23 protein-coding genes and 1 pseudogene are annotated in these 22,367 nt (G+C 64.6%); 15 read left to right on the forward strand and 9 right to left on the reverse strand.

Annotated elements, in window-relative coordinates:
* The first annotated feature begins 26 nt into the window (after window positions 1-26).
* The 4 genes from iolD to AC6CIG_RS12860 all read left to right on the forward strand — a co-directional run bounded on the left by iolD (window position 27) and on the right by AC6CIG_RS12860 (window position 4,371).
* On the forward strand, window positions 27-1,880 hold the full coding sequence (gene iolD, locus AC6CIG_RS12845) for a 3D-(3,5/4)-trihydroxycyclohexane-1,2-dione acylhydrolase (decyclizing) (RefSeq protein ID WP_018093961.1): 1,854 nt from the start codon (window positions 27-29) through the stop codon (window positions 1,878-1,880).
* A 189-nt stretch (window positions 1,881-2,069) separates the two neighbouring features.
* Window positions 2,070-2,969 carry a myo-inosose-2 dehydratase gene (iolE, locus tag AC6CIG_RS12850; RefSeq protein ID WP_018093960.1) on the forward strand — a complete coding sequence of 300 codons (900 nt, stop codon included), beginning with the start codon at window positions 2,070-2,072 and terminating at the stop codon, window positions 2,967-2,969.
* Window positions 2,970-3,089: 120 nt separating this feature from the next.
* Complete coding sequence (iolB, locus tag AC6CIG_RS12855; protein WP_437407968.1) at window positions 3,090-3,890, forward strand: 5-deoxy-glucuronate isomerase; 801 nt, start codon at window positions 3,090-3,092, stop codon at window positions 3,888-3,890.
* Window positions 3,891-3,966: 76 nt separating this feature from the next.
* Window positions 3,967-4,371, forward strand: a complete 405-nt coding sequence (locus AC6CIG_RS12860) for a GFA family protein (RefSeq protein WP_018093958.1) — start codon at window positions 3,967-3,969, stop codon at window positions 4,369-4,371.
* 4 nt (window positions 4,372-4,375) lie between these two features.
* On the opposite strand, the gene AC6CIG_RS12865 is transcribed toward AC6CIG_RS12860, so the two are convergent.
* On the reverse strand, window positions 4,376-5,359 hold the full coding sequence (locus AC6CIG_RS12865; RefSeq protein ID WP_437407969.1) for an NAD-dependent epimerase/dehydratase family protein: 984 nt from the start codon (window positions 5,357-5,359) through the stop codon (window positions 4,376-4,378).
* 71 nt (window positions 5,360-5,430) lie between these two features.
* Window positions 5,431-5,955: a helix-turn-helix transcriptional regulator gene (locus tag AC6CIG_RS12870; protein WP_100669794.1), complete on the reverse strand. Its 525-nt coding sequence runs from the start codon at window positions 5,953-5,955 to the stop codon at window positions 5,431-5,433.
* 112 nt (window positions 5,956-6,067) lie between these two features.
* On the opposite strand from AC6CIG_RS12870, the gene AC6CIG_RS12875 reads away from it, so the two are divergent.
* On the forward strand, window positions 6,068-6,877 hold the full coding sequence (locus AC6CIG_RS12875) for an AraC family transcriptional regulator (RefSeq protein ID WP_437407970.1): 810 nt from the start codon (window positions 6,068-6,070) through the stop codon (window positions 6,875-6,877).
* A gap of 84 nt (window positions 6,878-6,961) precedes the next feature.
* A pseudogene (locus AC6CIG_RS12880) lies at window positions 6,962-7,852 on the forward strand (DMT family transporter).
* A 21-nt stretch (window positions 7,853-7,873) separates the two neighbouring features.
* Here the strand turns inward: AC6CIG_RS12880 and AC6CIG_RS12885 are convergent.
* Complete coding sequence (locus AC6CIG_RS12885; protein WP_018093953.1) at window positions 7,874-9,457, reverse strand: peptide chain release factor 3; 1,584 nt, start codon at window positions 9,455-9,457, stop codon at window positions 7,874-7,876.
* A 98-nt stretch (window positions 9,458-9,555) separates the two neighbouring features.
* On the opposite strand from AC6CIG_RS12885, the gene dut reads away from it, so the two are divergent.
* Entirely contained in the window at window positions 9,556-10,038 is a 483-nt protein-coding gene (gene dut, locus AC6CIG_RS12890) for a dUTP diphosphatase (protein WP_026168510.1), read from the forward strand.
* Here dut and AC6CIG_RS12895 read toward each other — a convergent pair.
* On the reverse strand, window positions 10,031-10,468 hold the full coding sequence (locus AC6CIG_RS12895; RefSeq protein ID WP_437407972.1) for an Lrp/AsnC family transcriptional regulator: 438 nt from the start codon (window positions 10,466-10,468) through the stop codon (window positions 10,031-10,033). The genes dut and AC6CIG_RS12895 overlap by 8 nt on opposite strands.
* 135 nt (window positions 10,469-10,603) lie before the next feature.
* Between AC6CIG_RS12895 and AC6CIG_RS12900 the strand changes: the two genes are divergently transcribed.
* Window positions 10,604-11,518: a DMT family transporter gene (locus AC6CIG_RS12900; protein WP_437407973.1), complete on the forward strand. Its 915-nt coding sequence runs from the start codon at window positions 10,604-10,606 to the stop codon at window positions 11,516-11,518.
* Here the strand turns inward: AC6CIG_RS12900 and AC6CIG_RS12905 are convergent.
* Window positions 11,515-12,147 (reverse strand): LysE family translocator, encoded by a 633-nt coding sequence (locus AC6CIG_RS12905; protein ID WP_026168509.1) that lies wholly within the window; start codon window positions 12,145-12,147, stop codon window positions 11,515-11,517. The two genes, AC6CIG_RS12900 and AC6CIG_RS12905, sit on opposite strands and share 4 nt — an antisense overlap.
* 163 nt (window positions 12,148-12,310) lie before the next feature.
* Between AC6CIG_RS12905 and AC6CIG_RS12910 the strand changes: the two genes are divergently transcribed.
* Window positions 12,311-12,928, forward strand: a complete 618-nt coding sequence (locus tag AC6CIG_RS12910; RefSeq protein WP_018093949.1) for a LysE family translocator — start codon at window positions 12,311-12,313, stop codon at window positions 12,926-12,928.
* A gap of 137 nt (window positions 12,929-13,065) precedes the next feature.
* On the forward strand, window positions 13,066-14,034 hold the full coding sequence (cysK, locus tag AC6CIG_RS12915; RefSeq protein ID WP_275596924.1) for a cysteine synthase A: 969 nt from the start codon (window positions 13,066-13,068) through the stop codon (window positions 14,032-14,034).
* 191 nt (window positions 14,035-14,225) lie between these two features.
* On the opposite strand, the gene AC6CIG_RS12920 is transcribed toward cysK, so the two are convergent.
* The 4 genes from AC6CIG_RS12920 to rsmI all read right to left on the reverse strand — a co-directional run bounded on the left by AC6CIG_RS12920 (window position 14,226) and on the right by rsmI (window position 18,400).
* Window positions 14,226-15,758, reverse strand: a complete 1,533-nt coding sequence (locus AC6CIG_RS12920; RefSeq protein ID WP_411922685.1) for a YifB family Mg chelatase-like AAA ATPase — start codon at window positions 15,756-15,758, stop codon at window positions 14,226-14,228.
* A 183-nt stretch (window positions 15,759-15,941) separates the two neighbouring features.
* On the reverse strand, window positions 15,942-16,889 hold the full coding sequence (gene gshB, locus AC6CIG_RS12925) for a glutathione synthase (RefSeq protein WP_437407976.1): 948 nt from the start codon (window positions 16,887-16,889) through the stop codon (window positions 15,942-15,944).
* Between the two features lie 190 nt (window positions 16,890-17,079).
* On the reverse strand, window positions 17,080-17,448 hold the full coding sequence (locus AC6CIG_RS12930) for a YraN family protein (RefSeq protein WP_437407977.1): 369 nt from the start codon (window positions 17,446-17,448) through the stop codon (window positions 17,080-17,082).
* Window positions 17,438-18,400, reverse strand: coding sequence for a 16S rRNA (cytidine(1402)-2'-O)-methyltransferase (gene rsmI, locus AC6CIG_RS12935; RefSeq protein ID WP_437407978.1), 963 nt, complete (start codon window positions 18,398-18,400; stop codon window positions 17,438-17,440). The genes AC6CIG_RS12930 and rsmI overlap by 11 nt, the downstream gene beginning before the upstream one ends.
* 243 nt (window positions 18,401-18,643) lie before the next feature.
* Between rsmI and dnaN the strand changes: the two genes are divergently transcribed.
* From dnaN to AC6CIG_RS12960, 5 genes are all read left to right on the forward strand, one after another.
* Entirely contained in the window at window positions 18,644-19,762 is a 1,119-nt protein-coding gene (gene dnaN / locus AC6CIG_RS12940; RefSeq protein WP_324762755.1) for a DNA polymerase III subunit beta, read from the forward strand.
* Window positions 19,763-19,966: 204 nt separating this feature from the next.
* Window positions 19,967-20,569 (forward strand): phospholipid N-methyltransferase PmtA, encoded by a 603-nt coding sequence (pmtA, locus tag AC6CIG_RS12945; protein WP_437407979.1) that lies wholly within the window; start codon window positions 19,967-19,969, stop codon window positions 20,567-20,569.
* A gap of 14 nt (window positions 20,570-20,583) precedes the next feature.
* Complete coding sequence (locus tag AC6CIG_RS12950; RefSeq protein ID WP_437411869.1) at window positions 20,584-21,165, forward strand: histidine phosphatase family protein; 582 nt, start codon at window positions 20,584-20,586, stop codon at window positions 21,163-21,165.
* 7 nt (window positions 21,166-21,172) lie between these two features.
* The gene (gene pyrF, locus AC6CIG_RS12955) at window positions 21,173-21,889 is read left to right on the forward strand and encodes an orotidine-5'-phosphate decarboxylase (RefSeq protein ID WP_437407980.1); all 717 of its coding nucleotides are present in this window, start codon (window positions 21,173-21,175) and stop codon (window positions 21,887-21,889) included.
* A 94-nt stretch (window positions 21,890-21,983) separates the two neighbouring features.
* Window positions 21,984-22,271, forward strand: a complete 288-nt coding sequence (locus tag AC6CIG_RS12960; protein ID WP_437407981.1) for a DUF1330 domain-containing protein — start codon at window positions 21,984-21,986, stop codon at window positions 22,269-22,271.
* Window positions 22,272-22,367 lie beyond the last annotated feature (96 nt).

Consider the following 22,367-nt stretch of genomic DNA (forward strand, 5'->3'; position numbering starts at 1 on the left):
AGGATGCGGCCGCGAGGAGGAAACAAATGAGCCAGAAAACCGTGCGTCTGACCATGGCACAGGCCGTGGCGCGGTTCCTGACCCGGCAGATGACGATCATCGACGGCGAGCGCGTGCCGATCTTCGGCGGCGTCTTCGCGATCTTCGGTCACGGCAATGTCGCCGGCGTCGGCGAGGCGCTTTACGGCGTTCGCGAAACGCTCCCGACCTACCGAGCCCAGAACGAACAGGGCATGGCGAATGCGGCGATCGCCTTCGCCAAGGCGAGCTTCCGCCGCCGCTTCATGGCCTGCACCACCTCGATCGGCCCGGGCGCGCTCAACATGGTGACCTCGGCCGCGCTGGCGCATGTCAATCGACTGCCGGTTCTCCTCCTTCCCGGCGACGTCTTCGCCAACCGCAGGCCCGACCCGGTGCTGCAGCAGGTGGAGAGTTTCGGGGACGGCACGATCTCGGCGAATGACTGCTTCAAGCCCGTCTCGCGGTATTTCGATCGTATCACCCGGCCCGAGCAGATCATCCCGGCGCTCCGCCGCGCCATGCAGGTCCTGACCGATCCTGCCGAATGCGGGCCGGTGACGCTATCGCTCTGCCAGGACGTGCAGGCGGAAGCCTACGACTATCCGGAATCCTTCTTCGACGAGAAGGTCTGGGTTCCGCGCCGCATCGAGCCTGATCTCGACGAGCTGGCATCGGCAATCGAGGCGCTCAGATCCGCGAAGAAGCCGATCATCATCGCCGGTGGCGGCGTGCTCTATTCGGAAGCGAGCGCCGAACTCGCTGCGTTCGCCGAGAAACACGGCATTCCGGTCATGGAGACCCAGGCCGGCAAGTCCGCTCTGCCGCATTCGCATCCGCTGAATATGGGTTCCATCGGCGTCACCGGCACGTCCGCCTCCAACGCATTGGCGGAAGAGGCCGATGTCGTGCTCGCCGTCGGCTCACGGCTGCAGGATTTCACCACCGGTTCCTGGGCGCTCTTCAAAAACGAGGCGCTGAAGATCATCGGCCTCAACGTCCAGGCGTTCGACGCCGGCAAGCACCAGGGACAGCCGCTGATTGCCGACGCGCGGGCCGGCCTCAACCGCATTTCCGGCGGTCTCGGCAGCCACAAGGCCGATACAGCCTGGACCGAGAGGGCAAAAGCGGGCAAGGCCGAGTGGCTTGCTGAAGCCGAGAGAGCGACCGCCACCACCAATGCCGCGCTTCCCTCCGACGCTCAGGTCATCGGCGCCGTCCAGCGCGCCCGCGGCGGCAGGCAAACGACGCTCGTCTGCGCCGCCGGGGGGCTTCCGGGCGAGCTGCACAAGCTGTGGCAGGCGGAGGAGCCGGGCGGCTATCACATGGAATACGGCTTTTCGACCATGGGCTACGAAGTCGCCGGCGGTCTGGGCGTAAAGCTTGCCAAGCCCGATAGCGACGTGATCGTCATGGTGGGCGACGGCAGCTACATGATGCTGAACTCGGAGATCGCCTCTTCCGTCATGCTCGGCGCCAAATTCACCGTCGTGCTGCTCGACAATGCCGGCTATGGTTGCATCAACCGGCTGCAGATGGGAACGGGCGGCGCCAACTTCAACAATCTGTTGAAGGACACGCATCATGTGGAGCTGCCTCGGATCGACTTCGCCGCGCACGCCGCCGCCATGGGCGCCGTGACCCGCAAGGTCGGCTCGATCCCCGAGCTCGAAACTGCGCTCGCGGAGACCGCCGACGAGGCGCGCACGACCGTCATCGTCATCGATACCGATCCGCTGATCACAACGGAGGCCGGCGGGCACTGGTGGGACGTCGCGGTACCGGAGGTTTCGGACCGAGACCAGGTGAAGGCCGCCCGCGAAGGCTACGAAAAGGCCCTCCAGGCGCAGCGGTTTGGTTGACACTGGCGTCCGGCCGGCGGTCAGCCGTGGCTTGCGGGTTGTGGCGGGGACAGCGCGGCTTGTCCCTTCTCCCCGCACGCGGGGAGAAGATGCCCGGATGAGGGGCCACACTGCGGCATCCTTGGCGCACCAAAAACGAAACTACGAACCGACTGCCCCGAACAGACCACGCAGCAGAAAGCAAAACACATGATCCGCTACGGAACCAACCCGATCGCCTGGAGCAATGACGACGACCATTCGATCGGCGCGCACCTGACGCTCGAGGACTGCCTCTCCGATTGCAAGAAGATCGGCTTCGACGGCATCGAGAAGGGCCACAAGATGCCGTCCGACCCCGAAGCGCTGAAGCAGAAGCTCTCAAGTTACGATCTCGTCTTCGTCTCGGGCTGGCACTCGACCAACCTCCTCACCCATGATGTCGAAGCGGAGAAGAAGGCTATCCAGCCGCATCTCGACCTTCTGAAGCATAATGGCTGCAGGGTGGCGATCGTCTGCGAAACCTCGAACGCCATTCACGGCGACGATTCCAAGTCGCTCGTGAAGGACAAGCCGGTTCTGCCGGCGGACAAGTGGGAGAAATTCGGCGCCGACCTCGAGGCGATCGCCCAATATTGCGCCGGCCAGGGCATCGATCTGGTCTACCACCACCACATGGGCACAATCGTCCAGACCGGCGAGGAGATCGACCTCCTGATGCGGAACACCGGCCCGGCGACCAAACTGCTGCTCGACACCGGCCATGCCTGGTTCGGTGGTTCCGATCCGGCGGACGTGGCGCGGAGATATATGGACCGCGTCCGCCACATTCATTGCAAGAACGTCCGCCCGGCGGTCCGCGCGGTGGTCGAAAGCGAAGGCCTGTCCTTCCTCGAGGGTGTGCGACGCGGCGTCTTTACCGTTCCGGGCGATGCGGAAGGGGGCGTCGATTTCCTGCCGGTTCTGAAGATCGCCGCCCAGCACGGCTATGATGGCTGGCTGGTCATCGAAGCCGAGCAGGACTCGGCCGTGCGCAATCCGTTCGAGTACCAATCGCTCGGGCTGAAGTCGCTGAAGGCCTTTGCGAAGGAAGCGGGGCTCGACGCGTAGACGCCCCTCACCCGGCTGCCGCCACCTTCTCCCCGCAAGCCGGGAGAAGGGAGATGCCACCCCTTCCAGAGGGCTATGGAGAGGGGCAGACCTACAGACGCGAGATCAGGAGACCGCCGAATGTCCAAACTGCTCATCAAACCGAAAGCGCAATCCGGCCTGATGCAGGAGATCACGCCGGAAAGTGCCGGCTGGACCTATGTCGGTTTCGCCCTCCATCGGCTGCGGCCCAGCGAGACGTCCGGCGGCGAAGCGGGCGAGAAGGAACTCTGCCTGGTACTCGTCAGCGGAAAAGCCAGGGTTTCGGTCGATGGCGAGGACTTCGGCGAGCTCGGCGAGCGCATGACGCCTTTCGAGGGCCAGCCCTATGCGGTCTATGTGCCGAGGGGCAGCAGCTGGCAGGCCGAAGCGACCACGGATCTCGACCTCGCCGTCTGCTCCGCGCCGGGCGGGGAAGGCTTCGAGGCGAAAATCATCCGCCCGGGTACGCACCCGCAGATGACGCGCGGCCGGGGCACCAATACCCGCTACGTCACCAATATCATGCCGGAAGACGACGAATCGGCGCAGTCGCTGCTGGTCGTCGAGGTGATCACGCCGGGCGGTCACACCTCCTCCTACCCGCCGCACAAACACGACCAGGACAACCTGCCGGCCGAAAGCTATCTCGAGGAGACCTATTACCACCGCCTCAACCCGCCGCAGGGTTTTGCAATGCAACGCGTCTATACCGACGACCGTTCGCTGGACGAGGCCATGGCGGTGGAAGATGGGGACGTGACGCTGGTACCGAGGGGCTACCATCCGGTGGCTGCGGTCCACGGCTACGATTCCTATTATCTCAACGTCATGGCGGGGCCGAAGCGGATCTGGAAGTTCCACAATGCGAGGGAACACGAGTGGCTGTTCACCGGCGTCTGACCGGCGGACGTCGCACTGGACGAATGGAGTCTTCGCCCTATCGTATCTTGCCGAAGCAAGCGACGAGGAGCGTTTCATGCATATCGACGGCCAGTGCCATTGCGGCTTCGTTACCTACGAGGCGGAGATCGATCCGGAGCACGTAACGATCTGCCATTGTAACGATTGCCAACGGCTGACCGGCACCGCCTACCGCGTCAGCACCAGCACGCCGCGATCATCGTTCCGGCTGACGGGCGGCGAGCCGAAGCTTTACGTCAAGACCGGCGAAAACGGACGCAAGCGGCTGCAATTCTTCTGCCCCGATTGCGGCTCGCCGGTCTACACGACGGGCACCGACGAGGACGCAGAGGAGATCGGCATCCGCGTCGGTACCATAAATCAGCGGCGCGAACTTGCACCACGCAAGCAGATCTGGTGTTCCTCCGCCCTGCCCTGGTCCGGCGAGATCGGCAAGCTGCCGGGGCTGCCTCGGGATTGACGGTTCAGGCGACCGGATAGGGCCCATCCGCAAAGACCGTGTCGTGGTAGCCCTTGGACCCGATCTCGATTGCGAGCGGGCTGCGGAAATCCTCTCCGCGGCGCAGGCATTTCAGCACATGGGTAAAATCGTATTTCGGCCGCCAGCCGAGACAAGCCGTCGTGCGCGCACTCACATAAACCCGATCGATCGTCGGAAACAGCCGCCACCCCCGTTGCGCATAAAGCGCCTCGCATTCGGGAAAGCGGCTGAAGACGACGGATGGGGCATCCTCCCGCAGAGACGCGAGATCGTCGCGCGTGAACGGCGTCGGGGCCGAGACGATGAAACGGCCAAAGCCGATCTCCATCGCCCGGTCGAGGGCCGATAGATGGACGCTCACGACATCCTCGATATCCGCGCGCCGGTAGAGCAATTCATTCGCCTGCGCATTGGCCGTTTCAAAGCGGCCGCGGATTTCCGCATCGTCATCGGGCTCGGGAAAGAAGCGCGAGGTCCGGAGAATGACGGCGGGCAGACCGTGCCGCCGCGCGAAAAGCTCGCAGAATCCCTCCGCCGCAACTTTGCTCACACCATAGATGTTGCGCGGGATCGGCTGGACGTCCTCCGTGATCCAGGCTGCCGGCTCGCCGGGCGCCGGCGTCAGGGCCGAACCGAAGGCGCTCGTGGTGCTGGTGAAGACAAAGGCGCCGACGCCCGCCCCGGCTGCCTCTTCCAGCAGATTGACCGTGCCCGCGACATTGGTATCGACGAACTCGCAATAACCGTGCGTCGCCACATGCGGCTTGTGCAGGGTCGCGGAATGGATGACTGCGCGCACGTCCTTCATTGCGTGACGGACGAAGCGGCGGTCGGCGATCGACCCGACGGCATCGGTGAATGGGGAGCTCTTGATGTCGATGCCGCGAACGTCGCGGCCGGCCGCGCGCAGTACCCTTATCAATGCCTCACCCAGATGGCCGGCGCTTCCCGTCACCAGTATCGTCATGCGTCGCTCCTTGTTGCCTTGAGGCTAGGCGCAGCGCGGCGAAGCCGGCAAGGCATAAATTATGCGTTCGCTCACGAGATCGCGGTGACCAGCCGGCCCATCGCGCCGTCGGCGAGTGGTATGCGCTCCCAAAGCACGCGACCGGCAGAGATGGGAACGTCGTCGCGGCCGTTGGGCCCGGTCTCGACGGCCAGGAAAGCCAAACGGCCATCGTGCCAGCCGAGCTCCGCGAGATCGCGTTCCGCCTTCCGGATCTCCTGCGAGGCATAACGGAACATCGGCTCGCCGACCATTTCCCGCCGCCACTCCGCCCGCCGCCGGGGCGAAGCAGCCAGCAGCCGGTGCGAGTGGTCGCAGATCAGGTGAACCCTCGCGCTCGAGCTTTCGACCAGCCGCTTGAGAGCCGCATCGGCGGCTGAGGGCACCCTGGCGAATAGGCGCTCCAGCGCCTGCTGCTGATTTTCGGAAGGTGTGAGGACGCCCGCTTCCCAGCGCGATATCGTCGCCTGCGTCACCCGCATGAGCTCCGCCACATGGCTCTGTTTCATGCCGTTCAGGAGCCGCAGCCGCTTCAGCGTCCGTGCCGTGTAGAGCATCTCGGTTTCCTCCTGATTCGGCGAAGCTATCGGCCACCTGCGCTAGGCGGCAGGGAATGGAAACGCTATACCACCATAAGGGCTCAACGTGGAACGCGACAGCGAACGGTACATGGCGAAAGGGCATTTCAGAATGCTGCCGCGCCGCATCGCCGGCGTCGACGTGGTGGAAGCGACGACGAATCACAGTTTCGCGCGCCATACGCACGAGCAGTTCGGCATCGGCCTGATCCATGCGGGTGCGCAGACGTCGCTGAGCGGCCGCGGAACCGTCGAGGCGGAAGCGGGCGACGTGATCACCGTCAATCCCGGTGAGGTCCACGACGGAGCCCCGATCGGCGACGCGGGCCGGTCCTGGCGGATGCTCTATCTCGATCCGCCGCTGGTCGCCTCGCTCGTCGATGACGTCACCGAAGGGAAGAAGTCGGATTGCGAATTCTCGGACCCGGTGATCAGAAGTACCGGGCTGGCAGCCCGCTTCGGCGCGATCTTTGCGGCTGCCGCGGCCGCCGACGGCACCGAGACGATGCTTCGCTGGGATGAACTGGCCGTCACCCTGTTCGCGGAGGCGATGCAGCTTGCCTCGCCGGATGCGCCGGCAGGCGTGCCGAAGTCGGTCGCCTCGGCCGTGAGCCTTATCGAGGACGATCCGCTGGCGTCGCTTACGCTCGCGGACCTCGCCCGCGAGAGCGGCGTGAGCCGCTTCCAGCTCGTGCGCGGTTTCTCCAAGGCGACGGGACTGACGCCCCATGCCTATCTCCTCCAACGCCGGATAGACGTCGTCCGGCGGCTGATCGCCGGGGGCACGCCGCTCGCGGAAGCGGCAGCTGCCGGCGGCTTCGTGGACCAGAGCCACATGACACGCGTGTTCGTGCGCAAATACGGCTTCTCCCCCGGTGTCTACGCGCAAGCGGTGAACTGATTTCGCCGCCTTGCAATTTCGTACAAGACCGCGCGCTGCCGATCGGTCTTTCTGCCCCCATCATCAATCGGGAACGGTGGCAGAATGTCGAAGCAGGTTCAGGGATATGTCTTTTTGTCGCTCGCCATGGTGCTCGTCGGCAGCACCGTGATCGCGAGCAAGATCATCGCCGCCGGCCTGCCGCCGTTCACGGCAACGGCGCTGCGTTTTGCCATCGCCTTCCCTCTTTTCCTGGGCCTGATGCGCGCGACCGGGGCGTCCTGGCCCAAGCTGCCGAAGAGCGATTGGCTCATCCTCCTGTTTCAGGCAGGCGCCGGCAGCGTCGGCTACACGACTCTGCTCATTTCCGGCCTGAAGCTCACCTCTGCGGCCGATGCCGGCGTCATCATCGGGACGCTCCCCGTCGTCTCCGCCGCAATCGCCATCATGGTTCTCGGCTAGCGTCCGCATCGCTCCGTGTTCGCGGCCGTTTGCCTGGCGGCGGCCGGCGTTCTCGCGATCGTCTTCCGGCCGGATGCAAACGCCGCGCATTCGCTCGCCGGCAGCGCGCTGATCTTCGGCGCGGTCATCTGCGAAGGCCTGTTCATCCTGCTTAACAAGCGCGTCAGCGTCGCGATTCCGCCGCTTGGCCTGTCGGCGCTGATGACGGGCTTCGGTGGTGCCATTGCGCTCCCGTTCGCGGTTGCAGAACTTCCTTCGATGGGCGCGACAGGCGCCCCGGCGCTCGCGGCGGTCGCCTATTACGCGCTCGTGCCGACGGTCGGGGGCTTCGTGCTCTGGTATGCGGGACTTCAGAAGGTGAGCGGCACCGAGGCCTCGGTCTTCACCGCCTTGGCACCGGTATCCGCGCTGCTCCTCGCCGCTGCCGTTCTCGGCGAGACGATCACCGCCAATCAGATGATCGGCATGGCATGCGTGCTGATCGCCGTGCTGAGCCTCGGTCTTCGCAGGGCCGGTCCGGAGCGGGCCGGATAGGGGAATCCGGCGCAGGCGCGATCACGCCGCCTTGGCGACGTGATACTCCTTGATCGCCACCATCTTGACCGCCGGATAGCGCTCCGATTCGTAGCGCAGCGAGAACCCGTCCTGCGCCAGGTATACCGGGTCGCCGTCAAGATCCCGCGCAATGTCGCCGCGGTGGGTCGCGATGAACTTTTCGAGTTCGGCCGGGTTCTCGGCGGAGATCCAGCGGCAGATGGAGAAGCGGGACATCTCGAAGGAGACCGGCAGACTGTATTCCGCCTGCAGGCGTTCCTTGAGCACGTCAAGCTGGAGCGCTCCGACGACGCCGACGATCGCAGGCGCGCCGTCGTCCGGAGAAAAGAGCTGCACGACGCCCTCTTCCGCCATCTGCTGCAGCGCCTCTTTCAGCTTCTTCGCCTTCATCGCATCTTCCAGCCGGACGCGGCGGAGAATTTCCGGTGCGAAGTTCGGCACGCCCTGGAAGACGAGCGGCTCGCCCTCGGTCAGCGTATCGCCGATCCTGAGCGTGCCGTGGTTCGGGATGCCGACGACGTCGCCGGCGAAAGCCGTATCGGCGAGCTGGCGCTGCGAGGCGAAGAAGAACTGCGGCGCCGTCAGCCCCATCTGCTTGCCGGTGCGCGAGAGCCGCGCCTTCATGCCGCGCTCGAGCTTGCCCGAGCAGACGCGGACGAAGGCGATGCGGTCGCGGTGGTTCGGGTCCATGTTCGCCTGGATCTTGAAGACGAAGGCGGTCATTCTGTCGTCCGTCGCCTCGACGGTGCGGATGTCGGCAACCTGGGCCCGCGGCGGCGGCGCGAAGTCGGCGAGCCCATTGATCAGGTCGCGCACGCCGAAGTTCCGCAGCGCCGAGCCGAAGTACACCGGCGTGAGGTGCCCTTCGAGGAAAGCCTTACGGTCGAAGGGCTTGCAGGCCTCGATCGCCAGCGACGCTTCTTCGATGAACGTGTCGCGTTCGTTCTCGGGCAGACGGTGCGAAGCCATTTCCGGATCGTTGACCTTGGTCAGCCGCTCCTGCGTGTCGGCGCCGCGCACCTCGTCGGTGGCAAGATGATAGGTGCCGCAGAAAGTCTTGGAGCGGCCGATCGGCCAAGTGACCGGCGCGCAGTCGAGCGCCAGCTTCTGCTCGACCTCGTCGAGGATTTCGAAGGGGTCGCGGCTTTCGCGGTCCATCTTGTTGACGAAGGTGATGATCGGGATATCGCGCAGGCGGCAGACCTCGAAGAGCTTGAGCGTGCGCGGCTCGATACCCTTTGCCGCGTCGATCACCATGACAGCCGCATCGACCGCCGTCAGCGTGCGGTAGGTGTCGTCGGCAAAGTCCTCGTGACCGGGCGTATCGAGCAGGTTGAAAACAGTATCGTTATATTCGAAGGTCATCACCGAGGTGACGACGGAGATGCCGCGCTCGCGCTCGATCTTCATCCAGTCCGAGCGGGTCTGGATGCGGTCCTTCTTGGCCTTGACCTCGCCGGCGAGCTGGATCGCGCCGCCGAAGAGCAGAAGCTTCTCGGTGAGCGTCGTCTTACCGGCGTCCGGGTGCGAAATGATCGCAAATGTGCGGCGGCGGGAGACCGCCTCGGCAATGCTTTCGGCCATGATCTGAGTATCCTGTGAGTTGCGGCGTCCTTTACAGGCTCGGGGGCCAATATGCAATTGACTGCGGCAAGCCCGGCCGTGCTTATGACGGAATGACCATGCACACGCCCGAAAATCGACCTGCCCCGACTCCCGGCCTCACCCTGGTCCGCCTGCCTCATGGCGAGGGTCTCGACCTGCCGGCCTACGAGACCGCGGGTGCAGCCGGCATGGACCTGCGCGCGGCCGTGCCGGCCGAGGACCCGATGACGATCCGGCCGGGAGACCGCGCATTGGTCCCAACGGGCTTTATCTTCGAGATCCCCGCCGGTCATGAAGGACAGATCCGGCCACGCTCCGGGCTGGCCTTCAAGCACGGCATCACCTGCCTCAACACGCCGGGCACCGTCGACAGCGACTATCGCGGAGAGGTGAAGGTGCTGCTCGTCAATCTCGGTGCGGAGGACTTCGCGGTCGAGCGCGGCATGCGTATCGCCCAGATCGTGATCGCCCCGGTGACCCAGCTGGCGATCCGCGAGGCAGATGGCGCGACGACGACAGCGCGCGGGGCCGGCGGCTTCGGCTCGACCGGAACTAAATAAGCGGCGGCAGGCGCCGCTTGACCGGCGAGGATTTGACGATCGACGTGTTCGTCTGCGCCTTTTCCGCGATGCGATCGAGGATCGTGTCGAGTTCCGCCATGTCGCGCACCAGCATCTTGGCGATGAAGCAGTCGTCCCCCGTGACCTTGTCGCATTCGATGAATTCGGGCGCTTCCTGGATCAGCCTTTCGACGATATGCAGCATGCCCGGCATCGGCCGGATGCGGACGATCGCCTGCAGCGGATAGCCGAGACGCGCCGGATTGACCGAGATGGTGAAACCATCGAGCACGCCGCGCTCCTCGAGCTTGCGCAGCCGCTCCGCCGCGCTCGGCGAGGAAAGGCCGGCCTCCTGCGCCAGCTCCTTCAACGACACCCGGGCATTGGCGGCCAGAATTTCGAGAATGCGGCGGTCGAGCTCGTCCAGCATGCAACTTCCTCGTAAGTCAATTTAGCCTTATCGCCTTAATCTGTTAGGTATCCTCCCATAATTTCCTCTCAAAATCCATATCCCTGCGCCACCAGGCTCATTATTCTTGCAGCATAATGGATGGAGCAAAAGGCCATGGATAAGGACATACGGCGCGGAAGCGCGGAAATGACGGCGGCGATGCTGATTTCGGGAACGATCGGCTGGTTCGTTCTGATGTCGGGCCAGCCGGTCGCGGGCGTCGTCTTCTGGCGTTGCGTGTTCGGGGCTGCGACGCTCGCCGCGCTTGCGGCGGTCTTCGGCCTCATCGACCTGAGACATTTGCGGATGAAGGTCATCATTCTTTCCGCTCTGGGCGGCGTCGCGATCGTCGTGAACTGGCTCCTGCTCTTCGCCGCCTATCCCCGCGCCTCGATCTCCATCGCGACCATGGTCTACAACACGCAGCCCTTCATGCTGCTCGGCCTCGGTGCGCTCTTTATCGGAGAGAAGATCACCGCCAGCAAACTCCTCTGGCTCTCGCTCTCCTTCGCGGGCATGATCGCGATCGTCCTCGCCAAGCCCGCGGGCACTTATGAGCCCAGCGACTATCTCACCGGGATAGCACTGTCGCTCGGCGCCGCCTTCTTCTACGCCATCGCGGCGCTCGTTACCAAGCTCCTCAAGGGCACGCCGCCGCATCTGATCGCGCTGGTGCAGGTCATCACCGGAGCGGCCATGCTCGCCCCCTTCGCCCTCGTCGCGCCGCTGCCGCAGGGAACGCTCCAGTGGACGCTGCTCCTGACCGTCGGCGTGGTTCATACCGGCATCATGTATATTCTGCTTTACGGCGCCATACAGAAGCTGCCGACCCACATGACCGGCGCCCTTTCCTTCATCTATCCGGTGGCCGCGATCCTGGTTGACCGCATCGCGTTCGGACACGCTCTGCAGCCGGTGCAGATCGCGGGCTCGGTCGCGATCCTCATCGCTGCCGCGGGCACCAATCTCGGCTGGACCCTTTGGCCATCGTCATCGTCCGCCAAGCGTCCGGCGGAGGAAAGCCTCTAACGCCGGGCCTCCGAGGCCATGCTGATGGCAAGACCCGCCAGCGCCGTGCTCATGAGCCAACGCTGCACCAGCACGAAGGACGGCCGACCGGAGAGGAAGGCGGCCACCGCTCCGGCGGTCATCGCGATCAGCGCATTGACGCTGACGCTGATCGCGATCTGCACGCTGCCGAAGATCAGCGACTGCGCAAGCACGTTGCCGGCCTCGGGGCGGATGAATTGCGGCAGCAGCGACACGTAAAGGATGGCTACCTTCGGATTGAGCAGGCTGGTGAAGAGGCCCATCGCGAAGAGCTTGCGCGGGCGATCCTTCGGGAGGTCCCGCACTTGAAAAATCGAGCGGCCGCCGGGACGAACGGCCTGCCAGGCAAGGTAAAGCAGGTAAAGCGCACCTGCGAAACGAAGGGCGTCATAGGCAAAGGGAACCGCCAGAAGCAGGGCGGTAATGCCGAGCGCGGCAGACACCATGTAACAGACGAAGCCGAGCGCTATGCCCCCGAGCGAGATCAGTCCCGCCCCCGGTCCCTGGCAGATCGAGCGGGAGATCAGATAGATCATGTTCGGCCCCGGCGTCAGCACCATGCCGAATGCGATCAGGGCGAAGCCCAGGAGGTTCTGAATTTCGGGCATGGTGCGCCGGTCTCCCATGTTTTTCCGGAAAGTGTACGGCTCTACCGCCAAGGGCAACGCCGTTCTTGTCACCCGATCAATTTTCGCGCGTAGATGCGGGGGACACCCGGATTTTCCTTTGCGGCAGATTGCGGTACACCCGCCCCTATCAGGAGGAACGATCGTGACACTTGCGGCTCTTCTCGCCTATAGCGGCGCTCTCTTCATCGCCGGCATCATTCCCGGCCCGGGCGTGACGGCGCTCGTTGCCCGAGCCCTGGGATCGGGCTTTCGGGAAACCTTCTTCATGGGCCTCGGCCTCATCGTCGGCGACATGGTCTATCTGACGGCGGTGGTTCTCGGGCTCGCCTTCATCGCCCAGACATTCACGACCGCGTTTCTGGTCGTGAAGATCGCCGGAGCGCTCTATCTCGGCTATATCGCCTGGAAGCTCTGGACGGCCGGGCTCCTGTCGCAGAACATCGAGGCGCGGAAGTCGACGAGTGCGGCGCTCTCCTTCATCTCGGGCCTGACGGTCACGCTCGGCAATCCCAAGACGATGCTTTTCTACGTGGCGCTCGTTCCGACGCTGATCGACCTCGCCTCGATAGGGATCCGCGACTACGGCCTGCTGCTCGTCGCGACTTTCCTCGTGCTTCTTGCCGTGCTGCTGCCCTATATGCTGCTTGCGGCCCGCGCCCGCTCGCTCCTGAAAGAGCCGCAGGCGCTGAAGGTCCTGAACCGGGCCGCGGCGGGCATTCTCGCCGGAACGGCCGCCTACATTGCGACCCGCGCGACCTGAAAAAAGATTCCCCCGCCGGCCGCTTCTCAACGGTTTTTTCCTTCAGCATCATCGATCCAGGGCTTTCCCGCTCTGGAAGCAAGCGCGCATAGCTCCTATTGTCGCAGCGACGATTTAAAAAACGAAGGGAGAAACCTATGCCTGAAGCGCGCAAGCCCGGCCGCGGCCGCGTCTTTTCTTCGATCACCGAGACGATCGGCGACACTCCCATCGTGCGGCTGGACAAGCTCGCCAAGGAAAAGGGCGTGAAGGCGAACCTGCTCGCCAAGCTCGAATTCTTCAACCCGATCGGCTCCGTCAAGGACCGCATCGGCGTCGCGATGATCGAATCGCTCGAGGCGCAAGGGAAGATCACGCCCGGCCGCACGACGCTGGTAGAGCCGACTTCGGGCAATACGGGCATAGCACTCGCCTTCGTCGCGGCCGCCAAGGGCTACAGGCTGATCCTCACCATGCCCGAGACGATGTCGGTCGAGCGCCGCAAGATGCTGACGCTTCTCGGCGCCGAACTGGTGCTGACGGAAGGCGCCAAGGGCATGAAGGGCGCAATCGCCAAGGCCCAGGAACTCACCGAGACGCTGCCCGACGCGATCATTCCGCAGCAGTTCGAAAACCCGGCCAATCCGGAAATCCACCGCAAGACCACCGCCGAGGAGATCTGGAACGACACGGAAGGCGCAGTCGACATCCTCGTGTCCGGCATCGGCACCGGCGGCACCATCACCGGTGCCGGCCAGGTGCTTAAAGCCCGCAAGCCGTCGGTCAAGGTGATCGCCGTCGAGCCCGAAGAATCCCCTATCCTTTCCGGCGGCGCCCCGGGTCCGCACAAGATCCAGGGTATCGGCGCGGGTTTCGCACCGGCGATCCTTGACACGAGCGTCTATGACGAAGTCGTCACGGTAAATGCCGGCGAGGCCATAGAGGCGGCGCGGCTCGTCGCAAGACTCGAAGGCGTGCCGGTCGGCATCTCCGCCGGTGCCGCGCTCCAGGCGGCGATAGAGGTGGGACAGCGCGGGGAAAATGCCGGCAAGAATATCGTCGTGATCATACCGTCCTTTGCCGAACGATATCTTTCGACGGTGCTGTTCGAGGGATTGGGAGCGTAGCGCCGGAGGTGCCGGCGAGCGCCCCTGATCGGCCTGCCGGCCACCTTCTCCCCGCAGGCGGGGCGAAGGGACTCGCGGCAAACCCGCAGCTCCCTTCTTCTCCGTCGAAATGAAATCAAATCGAATTTTCGGCCCTTTGCCCGGCCTCTCCCGTCTGCAGGGTGACCGCTTTTTCCATCGACGCCGGCCCCCTACGCGGCGACGGGTAGTCTCTCTCCCGCCACCCTGTAGGAGATCGCTTCGGCGAGATGGATGCGGCCGACCGTCGGCGCCTCGTCGAGGTCGGCGAGGGTGCGGGCGACCTTCAGCACCCGGTGATAGCCGCGCGCCGAGAATTTCATCTTCTCCGCCGCGTCGCGCAGAAGCTGCAGGCCGGCGGCGTCGGGTTCGGCGATCTTTTCGATCATCGTCGTCGATGAGCGGGCGTTGCTCGTCAGCTCGGGATGACCGAGGCCGGCGAAGCGGTCTCTCTGCAGCTCGCGGGCGCGGGCGACGCGGCGGGCGACGGCGGCGCTCGGCTCGGATGTGCCGGGGCGGATCAAGTCGGCGGCGCTGACGGCCGGGACGTCGACGCGGATATCGATGCGATCCATCAGCGGCCCGGAGATCCGCGCCTGATAATCGGCCATGCAGCGCGGCCCGCGGGCGCAGCTCCGGCCCGGCTCGCCGGCCATGCCGCAGCGGCAGGGGTTCATGGCGGCAATGAGCTGGATCGCCGCCGGATAGGTGACGCGATGATTGGCCCGCGCGATGATGCAGGTGGCGGTTTCGAGCGGCTGGCGCAGAGCGTCGAGCGTCTGTGGTGCAAATTCCGGAAGCTCGTCGAGAAAGAGCACGCCGTTATGGGCGAGCGACGCCTCTCCCGGCTTCGCGCGGAAGCCGCCGCCGATCAGCGCCGCCATGGTGGCGGAATGGTGCGGCGCGCGGAAGGGCCGGCGGTCCGAGAGCTTGCCGCCCGGCAATTGCCCGGCGATCGAATGGATCATCGAGACTTCGAGCAGTTCGGCGGGCGAAAGCGGCGGCAGGATGGAGGGGAGCCGCGCCGCAAGCATCGACTTGCCCGACCCGGGCGGACCGACCATCAGCAGATTGTGATTGCCCGCCGCCGCGACCTCCAGCGCCCGCTTGGCGCTTTCCTGGCCCTTGATGTCGGCAAGATCGGGAAGGCCCTCGGCGGCCGCCCGGACCGCCGGCTCGGGGCGGGAGAGCACCTGCGTGCCGCGGAAATGATTGGCGATGGCGATCAGGCTGCGCGGGGCGAGAATATCGATTTCCGATCCGGCCCAGGCCGCCTCGGGCCCGCTTTCCGCCGGGCAGATCAGTCCCTTGCCGAGCGCATTCGCGCCGATCGCCGCCGGCAGCGCGCCGGCGACGGCTGCGATGGTGCCGTCGAGATTGAGTTCGCCGATGACGACATAGCCGGACAGCGCGTCCGCAGGCACAGCGCCGAGCGCCGCCATCAGGCCGAGCGCGATGGCGAGATCGAAATGGCTTCCTTCTTTCGGTAGGTCCGCCGGCGCCAGATTGACGGTCACCCGCTTGGCGGGAAGCGCCAGTCCCGATGCATGAAGCGCCGCCTGGACGCGCTCGCGGCTTTCGGCCACCGCCTTGTCCGGCAGTCCGACGATCTGCATACCGACCTTGCCGGGTGCAACCATCACCTGGACGTCGACCGGAACGCCCTCGATACCCTGAAACGCAACCGTGCTGACGCGCGCGACCATACTGCCCCCTGATTTCGAGCGGAGCGCGGAGGCTCATCGTCCGTCCGCAATCCCGCTCCAGCACGGCGGCCCACACACGCCGTCACAACCAAAATCGGTTGTAACCGCAAATCTTGCACGGAATACGCTTGAAAACAAGAACAATAATAGAACATCAAGAGCGAGAGTGGCGGCCCGTAAAGATCAGGCGCGCTTCTTCTCGATCGCGTCCCAGAGCAGGCTTGCGACATCGGCACCGCCGAACTTCTTCACCTCGCGGATGCCGGTCGGCGAAGTGACGTTGATCTCGGTCAGGTAATCGCCGATCACGTCGATGCCGACGAAGAGGAAGCCGCGTTCCTTCAGCGCCGGGCCGATGCGGTCGCAGATCTCCCGCTCGCGCGCCGTCAGGTCGGTTGCCTCCGCGCGCCCACCCACATGCATGTTGGAGCGCGAATCGTGCTCGGCCGGAACGCGATTGATCGCTCCGACCGGTTCGCCGTCGACGAGCAGGATGCGCTTGTCGCCCTTGCGCACCGCCGGCAGATATTCCTGGGCGATATAGGGCTCGCGGAACATCTGCGCGAACATTTCGAGGAGCGACGAGAAATTGCGGTCGTCACGCGCGGAGTGGAACACGCCGGCGCCGCCATTGCCGTAGAGTGGTTTCAGGATGATGTCGCCCATCTCCTGGCGGAAGCGGGCGATCTCGTCCGGGTCGCGAGTGATCAGGGTCTTGGGCATCAGATCCGGAAACTCGGTCACGAAGATCTTCTCAGGCGAGTTCCTGACCCAGGCCGGATCGTTGACGACCAGCGTCTTCGGGTGCAGCCGTTCGAGCAGATGCGTCGAAGTGATATAGGCCATGTCGAATGGCGGATCCTGGCGAAGCAGGATGACGTCCATGGTCGAAAGATCGATCCGCTCCTCTTCGCCGAGGGTGAAGTGGTCGCCCTTGACGTCGCGCAACCGCATCTGCTGCGCGGTCGCATAGACCCTGCCGTCCCGGAGCGACAGCTTTTCGGGCGTGTAGTGGAACAGGCGGTAGCCTCGGGCCTGCGCCTCCAAGCTCATCGCGAAGGTCGAATCGCCCGCAATGGTGATGCCCGAAACATGGTCCATCTGGACCCCGACATTGACGATTCCTGCCATTTTCCCGTTCCCGATTGGATCCACGATGCGCATAGTTCCTTCGACCGGCGCCGGTCAGAAATCGAATTATACGGCAATTCGACGCGATGCTCCGCCCCTCGATTCGCGACGAGGCGGCACCGCCGAAAAGCCCGCAAGATGTAGAATGCGTACCGTGGTTAGGCAAGAAGGCTCCTGCCGCTCCCGCCTATCAAAAGGCGTCCGGCAGGTGTCGCGGCCAACGCCACGGCGCTACGGCGACAATGTCGTATCGCACCGACAGGCGGTGGAAATCGCCCTGACGCGACAGCCAGAGATCGCTTGCCGCCCGGATGCGCCGTTGCGCCGTGTCGGTCACGGCGAAGACCGCATCGTCCAGGCTCATCCGGGCCTTTACTTCGACGCAGGCGACCACGTCGCCGCGCCGGGCGATGATGTCGATCTCGCCGAGCCTGGTGCGATAGCGCATGGCAACGATGCGATAGCCCTTGAGCATCAGGCAGAGTGCGGCGCGGTATTCGGCGATGTGGCCCCGCTTCAGCGCCTTCAGCTTGCGGGTGTCCGGTCGCTCAGCCTTCATCGCTATCCTTGAGATGAAGGAGCCGGTCGTAAAGCTCCTTGCGCGCCAGCCCCGTGCGGCGCGCCGCCTCGGTCGCGGCCTTGCCCATCGGCAGGTCGCGGGCGAGTTCCTTGAGCAAGGCGTCGACGTCGGCCGCCTCCGGCTGGGGCTTTGCCTCCGGCGGACCGATCACGAGGACGATCTCGCCTTTCACATTGGCGCTTTCGTCGTAACTCGCCGCGAGTTCGCCGAGCGTTCCGCGGCGGAACTCCTCGAAGGTCTTGGTCAGTTCGCGGCAGACGGCCGCCCTCCTGTCTGCGCCGAGGACCTGCGCGGCAGCAGTGACGGTCGCGGCAATGCGATGCGGGGACTCGAAGAAGATGAGAGTGGCGGGAACGGACGCGAGTTCGGCGAGCCGGTCGCGCTTCGCCTTGTCCTTCACCGGCAGAAAGCCTGCGAAGAGGAAGGCATCGCTCGGCAGGCCGGAGCCGACGAGGGCGGCAAGCGGCGCCGAGGGGCCAGGTATGGGAACGACCCGGTATCCCGCCTCGACCGCCTGCTGCGCCAGGCGGTAGCCCGGATCGGAGACGAGCGGCGTACCGGCATCGGAGACGAGCGCCACCGATTTCCCATCGCCGAGTGCCGCAAGCAGCCGCGGCCCCGCCTCGGCGGCATTGTGCTCGTGATAGGCGGTGGGCCGATTGACGATACCGTAGCGGTCCAGCAGCACCCGCGTCACCCGCGTGTCCTCGCAGGCGAGCACATCGGCCCCCGCAAGCGTCTCGAGGGCTCTCAGCGTGATGTCGCCGAGATTGCCGATCGGCGTTGCCACGAGATAAAGGCACGGCTCCAGCGGGCGCGCAGGAATGTTGATATCGTGCAGGCGAAAAGCGCGCCGCCGGTCCTTTTCGGATGCATCCGTGGATTGCTGCTTTTGCAACGCCGCCTTCCCAATCACTCCCGGCCCGATCATTCCGATCGACCATTCCGGCCAAGCCGGGCTCGCGCCCTTTATGAGTGAGCGGGGAGCCCGGGGCAAGGGCGGGCCGCGCATGCAGTCTCGCATTTGGGGAAGAGGCCTCAAAACCCCTTGCTTTTGCGGCTCTCTTTCTGCCATTTTGCCGGTCCACATCCTTCCGGCCGAGCGGCCGGGCACGCAGTTGACGCCGCGGCGGTCCCCTCGCCCGCGCGGCAATGGTTGAAAGCGGTAGCATCCATGCGTATTACTCTCGAGCGGTCCAACCTTTTGAAATCGCTGAACCATGTCCACCGCGTGGTCGAACGGCGAAACACCATCCCGATCCTTTCGAACGTGCTCCTGCGCTCTGACGGCGCCAGCCTCGAAATGAAGGCGACCGACCTCGACCTGGAGATCACCGAGGCGACGCCTGCGCAGGTGGAACAGGCCGGCGCCACCACCGTTCCGGCGCATCTGCTCTACGACATCGTCCGCAAGCTGCCGGACGGCTCGGAGGTGCTGCTGGTCACCAATGCGGAAGGCACGGCGATGACGGTCGCCTCCGGCCGCTCCAAGTTTTCGCTGCAGTGCTTGCCGCAGTCGGATTTTCCGGATCTGACCGCCGGCACGTTCTCGCACTCCTTCCGCCTGAAGGCGCCCGATCTGAAGATGCTGATCGACCGCACCCAGTTCGCCATCTCGACGGAAGAGACACGCTACTATTTGAACGGCATCTTCGTGCACACGGTCGAGAACAACGGCGACCTGAAGCTGCGCGCCGTCGCGACCGACGGCCACCGGCTCGCCCGTGCGGATGTCGAAGCGCCTTCGGGCTCCGAGGGCATGCCCGGCATCATCATTCCGCGCAAGACCGTCAGCGAGCTGCAGAAACTGCTCGACAATCCGGACGTGGTGGTGACGGTCGAAGTCTCGGACGCGAAGATCCGCCTGACGATCGGCTCCATCGTCATGACGTCGAAGCTGATCGACGGAACCTTCCCCGACTATCAGCGCGTGATCCCCGCCAGCAACGACAAGGAACTGCGCGTCGATTGCCAGTCCTTCTCGCAGGCCGTCGACCGTGTCTCCACGATCTCTTCCGAACGCGGCCGCGCCGTGAAGCTTGCGCTTGCCGACGGCCAGATGACGCTGACCGTGAACAATCCGGATTCCGGCAGCGCCACCGAAGAACTGCCGGTCGGCTACGAAAGCGATCCGCTCGAGATCGGGTTCAACGCCAAATATCTGCTCGACATCACCGGGCAACTGACCGGCAGCGAGGCGGTCTTCCTGCTGGCCGATCCCGGTTCGCCGACGCTCGTGCGCGATCTTGCCGCGGAGGATGCGCTCTACGTGCTGATGCCGATGCGCGTGTAACAACATGCCGCAGACTGCGATAAGGGCCCGCCGTTCGGCGGGCTTTTTCATATGTACCCGTCGCGCATCGTTCATGATCTGTCGTTTCTAGACGCAGTCGGACTTGTTTTTGCCGCAGATGGAAGCACATTATGAATAAGCGCTCACGCAGCCGCACGAATCACGATAAGAGCGCAACTGCAAATCATACTGCGAGGGGATTCGATGAGCTTGCGCTTGAGGGTGAAGGAAAAATTCGGTCGGAAATTCGACGAAGAGATCCGCTTCTTCAAGGGCTGGATGAGCAATACTCGCGCGGTCGGCGCGATCCTCCCGACATCCGCCATCACCGCACGCCGCATGGCCAGCGTAGTCGAACCGGAATCCGGTCTGCCGGTCCTCGAGCTTGGCCCCGGCACCGGGGTGATCACCAAGGCGATCCTCGAGCGCGGCATAGAGCCTGAAAAGCTGGTTTCCATCGAATACTCCACCGAGTTCTACAATCAACTCAAGGCGCATTTCGACGGCGTGCATTTCATCAACGGCGACGCCTTCGACCTTTCCCGGACGCTTGGGGCCTTCAAGGATCAGCAGTTCGACAGCGTCATTTCCGCCGTGCCGCTGTTGAATTTCCCGATGCATCGCCGCGTCGAACTCATCGAAGACCTGCTCTCGCGCATTCCCTTCGGCCGCCCGGTCGTTCAGATCTCCTACGGTCCGATGTCGCCGGTCGTCGCCATGCCGGACCGCTACCGAATCCAGCATTTCGACTTCGTCGTGCGCAACATTCCGCCGGCGCAGCTGTGGATCTACCGCAAGACGCACTGACGGCGCCACCTCCGGTGTTCGGCATCTATCTCACCCATCCGCAGGTCAGAATCGATCCCGCCGTCTCCGTGCCACAATGGGGTCTGTCCGAACTCGGCGAAGAACGCATGCGCGCCACGGCGAAACGGCCATGGGTCCGTTCGCTCGGACGCATCGTCGCCAGTGGCGAGAAGAAGGCGATCGAAACGGCGCGGTTCCTGGCCGACGCTGCCGGCATCCCGGTCGAAACGGACGAGGAGATGGGCGAGAACGATCGTTCCGCGACCGGCTTCCTGCCGCCGGAGGCGTTCGAGAAGGCGGCCGATCAGTTCTTTGCCCGACCCGAAGAGAGCTTCAAGGGCTGGGAGCGTGCCGTCGACGCCCAGGCGCGAATCTCAAGGGCCGTCTTCCAGGCCCTCGACCGGCACGATCCGGCGGTACCCATCGCCTTCATCGGCCATGGCGGTGTCGGTACGCTGCTCAAATGCCGGATGACGGGCACGGCGATCGCCCGCAGCGCCGATCAACCGCCGGGCGGCGGCAATCTCTTCGCCTTCCGTCTTGCGGATCGCGCCGTCACATGCGACTGGACGCCGATGGAGTTCTGGCAGGGGTGATCTCGATATGAGCACAAGCGCGCGCGACCGGCTGATCGTCGGCCTTGATCTTCCAACGGTGACCGAGGCCGAGAAAATCGTCTCGACGCTCGGCGAGGAAGTCCTCTTCTATAAGATCGGCTATCAACTGGCCTTCGCCGGCGGCCTCGATTTCGCGCGTGACCTCGCTGCAGGCGGCAAGCAGATCTTCCTCGACATGAAGCTGCTCGACATCGACAACACGGTGGCCAAGGGCGTGGAGAACATCGTCAAGATGGGCGTGTCGATGCTGACGCTGCACGCCTATCCGAAGGCGATGAGATCGGCCGTCGAAGCGGCAAGAGGCTCGAACCTCTGCCTGCTTGGCGTGACGGTGCTCACCTCGATGGACGAACAGGACGTCATCGATGCCGGTTATGAATACGATCCGCACAGCCTGGTCCTGCGCCGCGCCGAACAGGCCCGCGCCGCCGGCATGGGGGGCATCGTCTGCTCGGCGGAGGAGGCTGCCGCCGTGCGCAAGATCATCGGCGGCGACATGGCGCTGGTGACGCCGGGCATCCGCCCGGCCGGCGCGGAAAAAGGCGACCAGAAGCGGGTGATGACGCCGGCCGACGCGCTTCGCGCCGGCTCGAGCCATCTCGTCGTCGGGCGGCCGATCGTTGCCGCGCCCGACCCTCTCGCAGCAAGCCGCGCGATCCTGGCCGAAATGGAGAGCGCCCTCTCCCGTCGATCCGCCGTATAGCGGTCCGGCGCCGTTCGGGGCCTGCTTGACCTGGGGCTCATTTTGCCGGAAGTAACCATCCCGTCTGCATGTCGTGAAAGACGAGGAGTTCATCATGACCAAAGGATACTGGATCGCTCGGGTCGATATAAGGGACCCCGAACGCTATAAGGATTACGTGGCGGCGGCGAAGCCCGCCTTCGAAAAATACGGCGCGACCTTCCTTGCGCGCGGCGGGCAGTTCCATCGGCTCGAAGGTGCCGCTCGCACCCGCAACGTCGTCATCGAATTCCCCTCGCTGCAGGCGGCCGTCGACTGTTACAATTCGCCCGAATACCAGATTGCCGCGGCCATCCGCCAGGAAGTCGCCGATGCCGAAATGGTGGTCGTCGAAGGCGTTTGAGGCGAGGTCCCGCGGCGCATCGGGGCATGCCTCCGAAGCGCGCGGATTGGCCTTCACCTCGCTCGACGCTTGGGCTATGTAGCAAGCAATTCCACC

The sequence above is a fragment of the Sinorhizobium sp. GQ132 genome (assembly GCF_059758575.1).

Bases quoted from the DNA above. Each gene is read 5' to 3' on its own strand.
- iolD (WP_018093961.1), top strand. From the start codon at position 27: ATGAGCCAGAAAACCGTGCGTCTGACCATGGCACAGGCCGTGGCGCGG.
- dut (WP_026168510.1), top strand. From the start codon at position 9,556: ATGCACACGCCCGAAAATCGACCTGCCCCGACTCCCGGCCTCACCCTG.
- iolE (WP_018093960.1), top strand. From the start codon at position 2,070: ATGATCCGCTACGGAACCAACCCGATCGCCTGGAGCAATGACGACGAC.
- pmtA (WP_437407979.1), top strand. From the start codon at position 19,967: ATGAGCTTGCGCTTGAGGGTGAAGGAAAAATTCGGTCGGAAATTCGAC.
- iolB (WP_437407968.1), top strand. From the start codon at position 3,090: ATGTCCAAACTGCTCATCAAACCGAAAGCGCAATCCGGCCTGATGCAG.
- AC6CIG_RS12920 (WP_411922685.1), bottom strand. From the start codon at position 15,758: ATGGTCGCGCGCGTCAGCACGGTTGCGTTTCAGGGTATCGAGGGCGTT.
- AC6CIG_RS12900 (WP_437407973.1), top strand. From the start codon at position 10,604: ATGGATAAGGACATACGGCGCGGAAGCGCGGAAATGACGGCGGCGATG.
- gshB (WP_437407976.1), bottom strand. From the start codon at position 16,889: ATGGCAGGAATCGTCAATGTCGGGGTCCAGATGGACCATGTTTCGGGC.
- AC6CIG_RS12875 (WP_437407970.1), top strand. From the start codon at position 6,068: ATGGCGAAAGGGCATTTCAGAATGCTGCCGCGCCGCATCGCCGGCGTC.
- dnaN (WP_324762755.1), top strand. From the start codon at position 18,644: ATGCGTATTACTCTCGAGCGGTCCAACCTTTTGAAATCGCTGAACCAT.
- AC6CIG_RS12885 (WP_018093953.1), bottom strand. From the start codon at position 9,457: ATGGCCGAAAGCATTGCCGAGGCGGTCTCCCGCCGCCGCACATTTGCG.
- AC6CIG_RS12930 (WP_437407977.1), bottom strand. From the start codon at position 17,448: ATGAAGGCTGAGCGACCGGACACCCGCAAGCTGAAGGCGCTGAAGCGG.
- AC6CIG_RS12895 (WP_437407972.1), bottom strand. From the start codon at position 10,468: ATGCTGGACGAGCTCGACCGCCGCATTCTCGAAATTCTGGCCGCCAAT.
- cysK (WP_275596924.1), top strand. From the start codon at position 13,066: ATGCCTGAAGCGCGCAAGCCCGGCCGCGGCCGCGTCTTTTCTTCGATC.
- AC6CIG_RS12960 (WP_437407981.1), top strand. From the start codon at position 21,984: ATGACCAAAGGATACTGGATCGCTCGGGTCGATATAAGGGACCCCGAA.
- rsmI (WP_437407978.1), bottom strand. From the start codon at position 18,400: ATGATCGGGCCGGGAGTGATTGGGAAGGCGGCGTTGCAAAAGCAGCAA.
- pyrF (WP_437407980.1), top strand. From the start codon at position 21,173: ATGAGCACAAGCGCGCGCGACCGGCTGATCGTCGGCCTTGATCTTCCA.
- AC6CIG_RS12860 (WP_018093958.1), top strand. From the start codon at position 3,967: ATGCATATCGACGGCCAGTGCCATTGCGGCTTCGTTACCTACGAGGCG.
- AC6CIG_RS12865 (WP_437407969.1), bottom strand. From the start codon at position 5,359: ATGACGATACTGGTGACGGGAAGCGCCGGCCATCTGGGTGAGGCATTG.
- AC6CIG_RS12905 (WP_026168509.1), bottom strand. From the start codon at position 12,147: ATGCCCGAAATTCAGAACCTCCTGGGCTTCGCCCTGATCGCATTCGGC.
- AC6CIG_RS12870 (WP_100669794.1), bottom strand. From the start codon at position 5,955: ATGCTCTACACGGCACGGACGCTGAAGCGGCTGCGGCTCCTGAACGGC.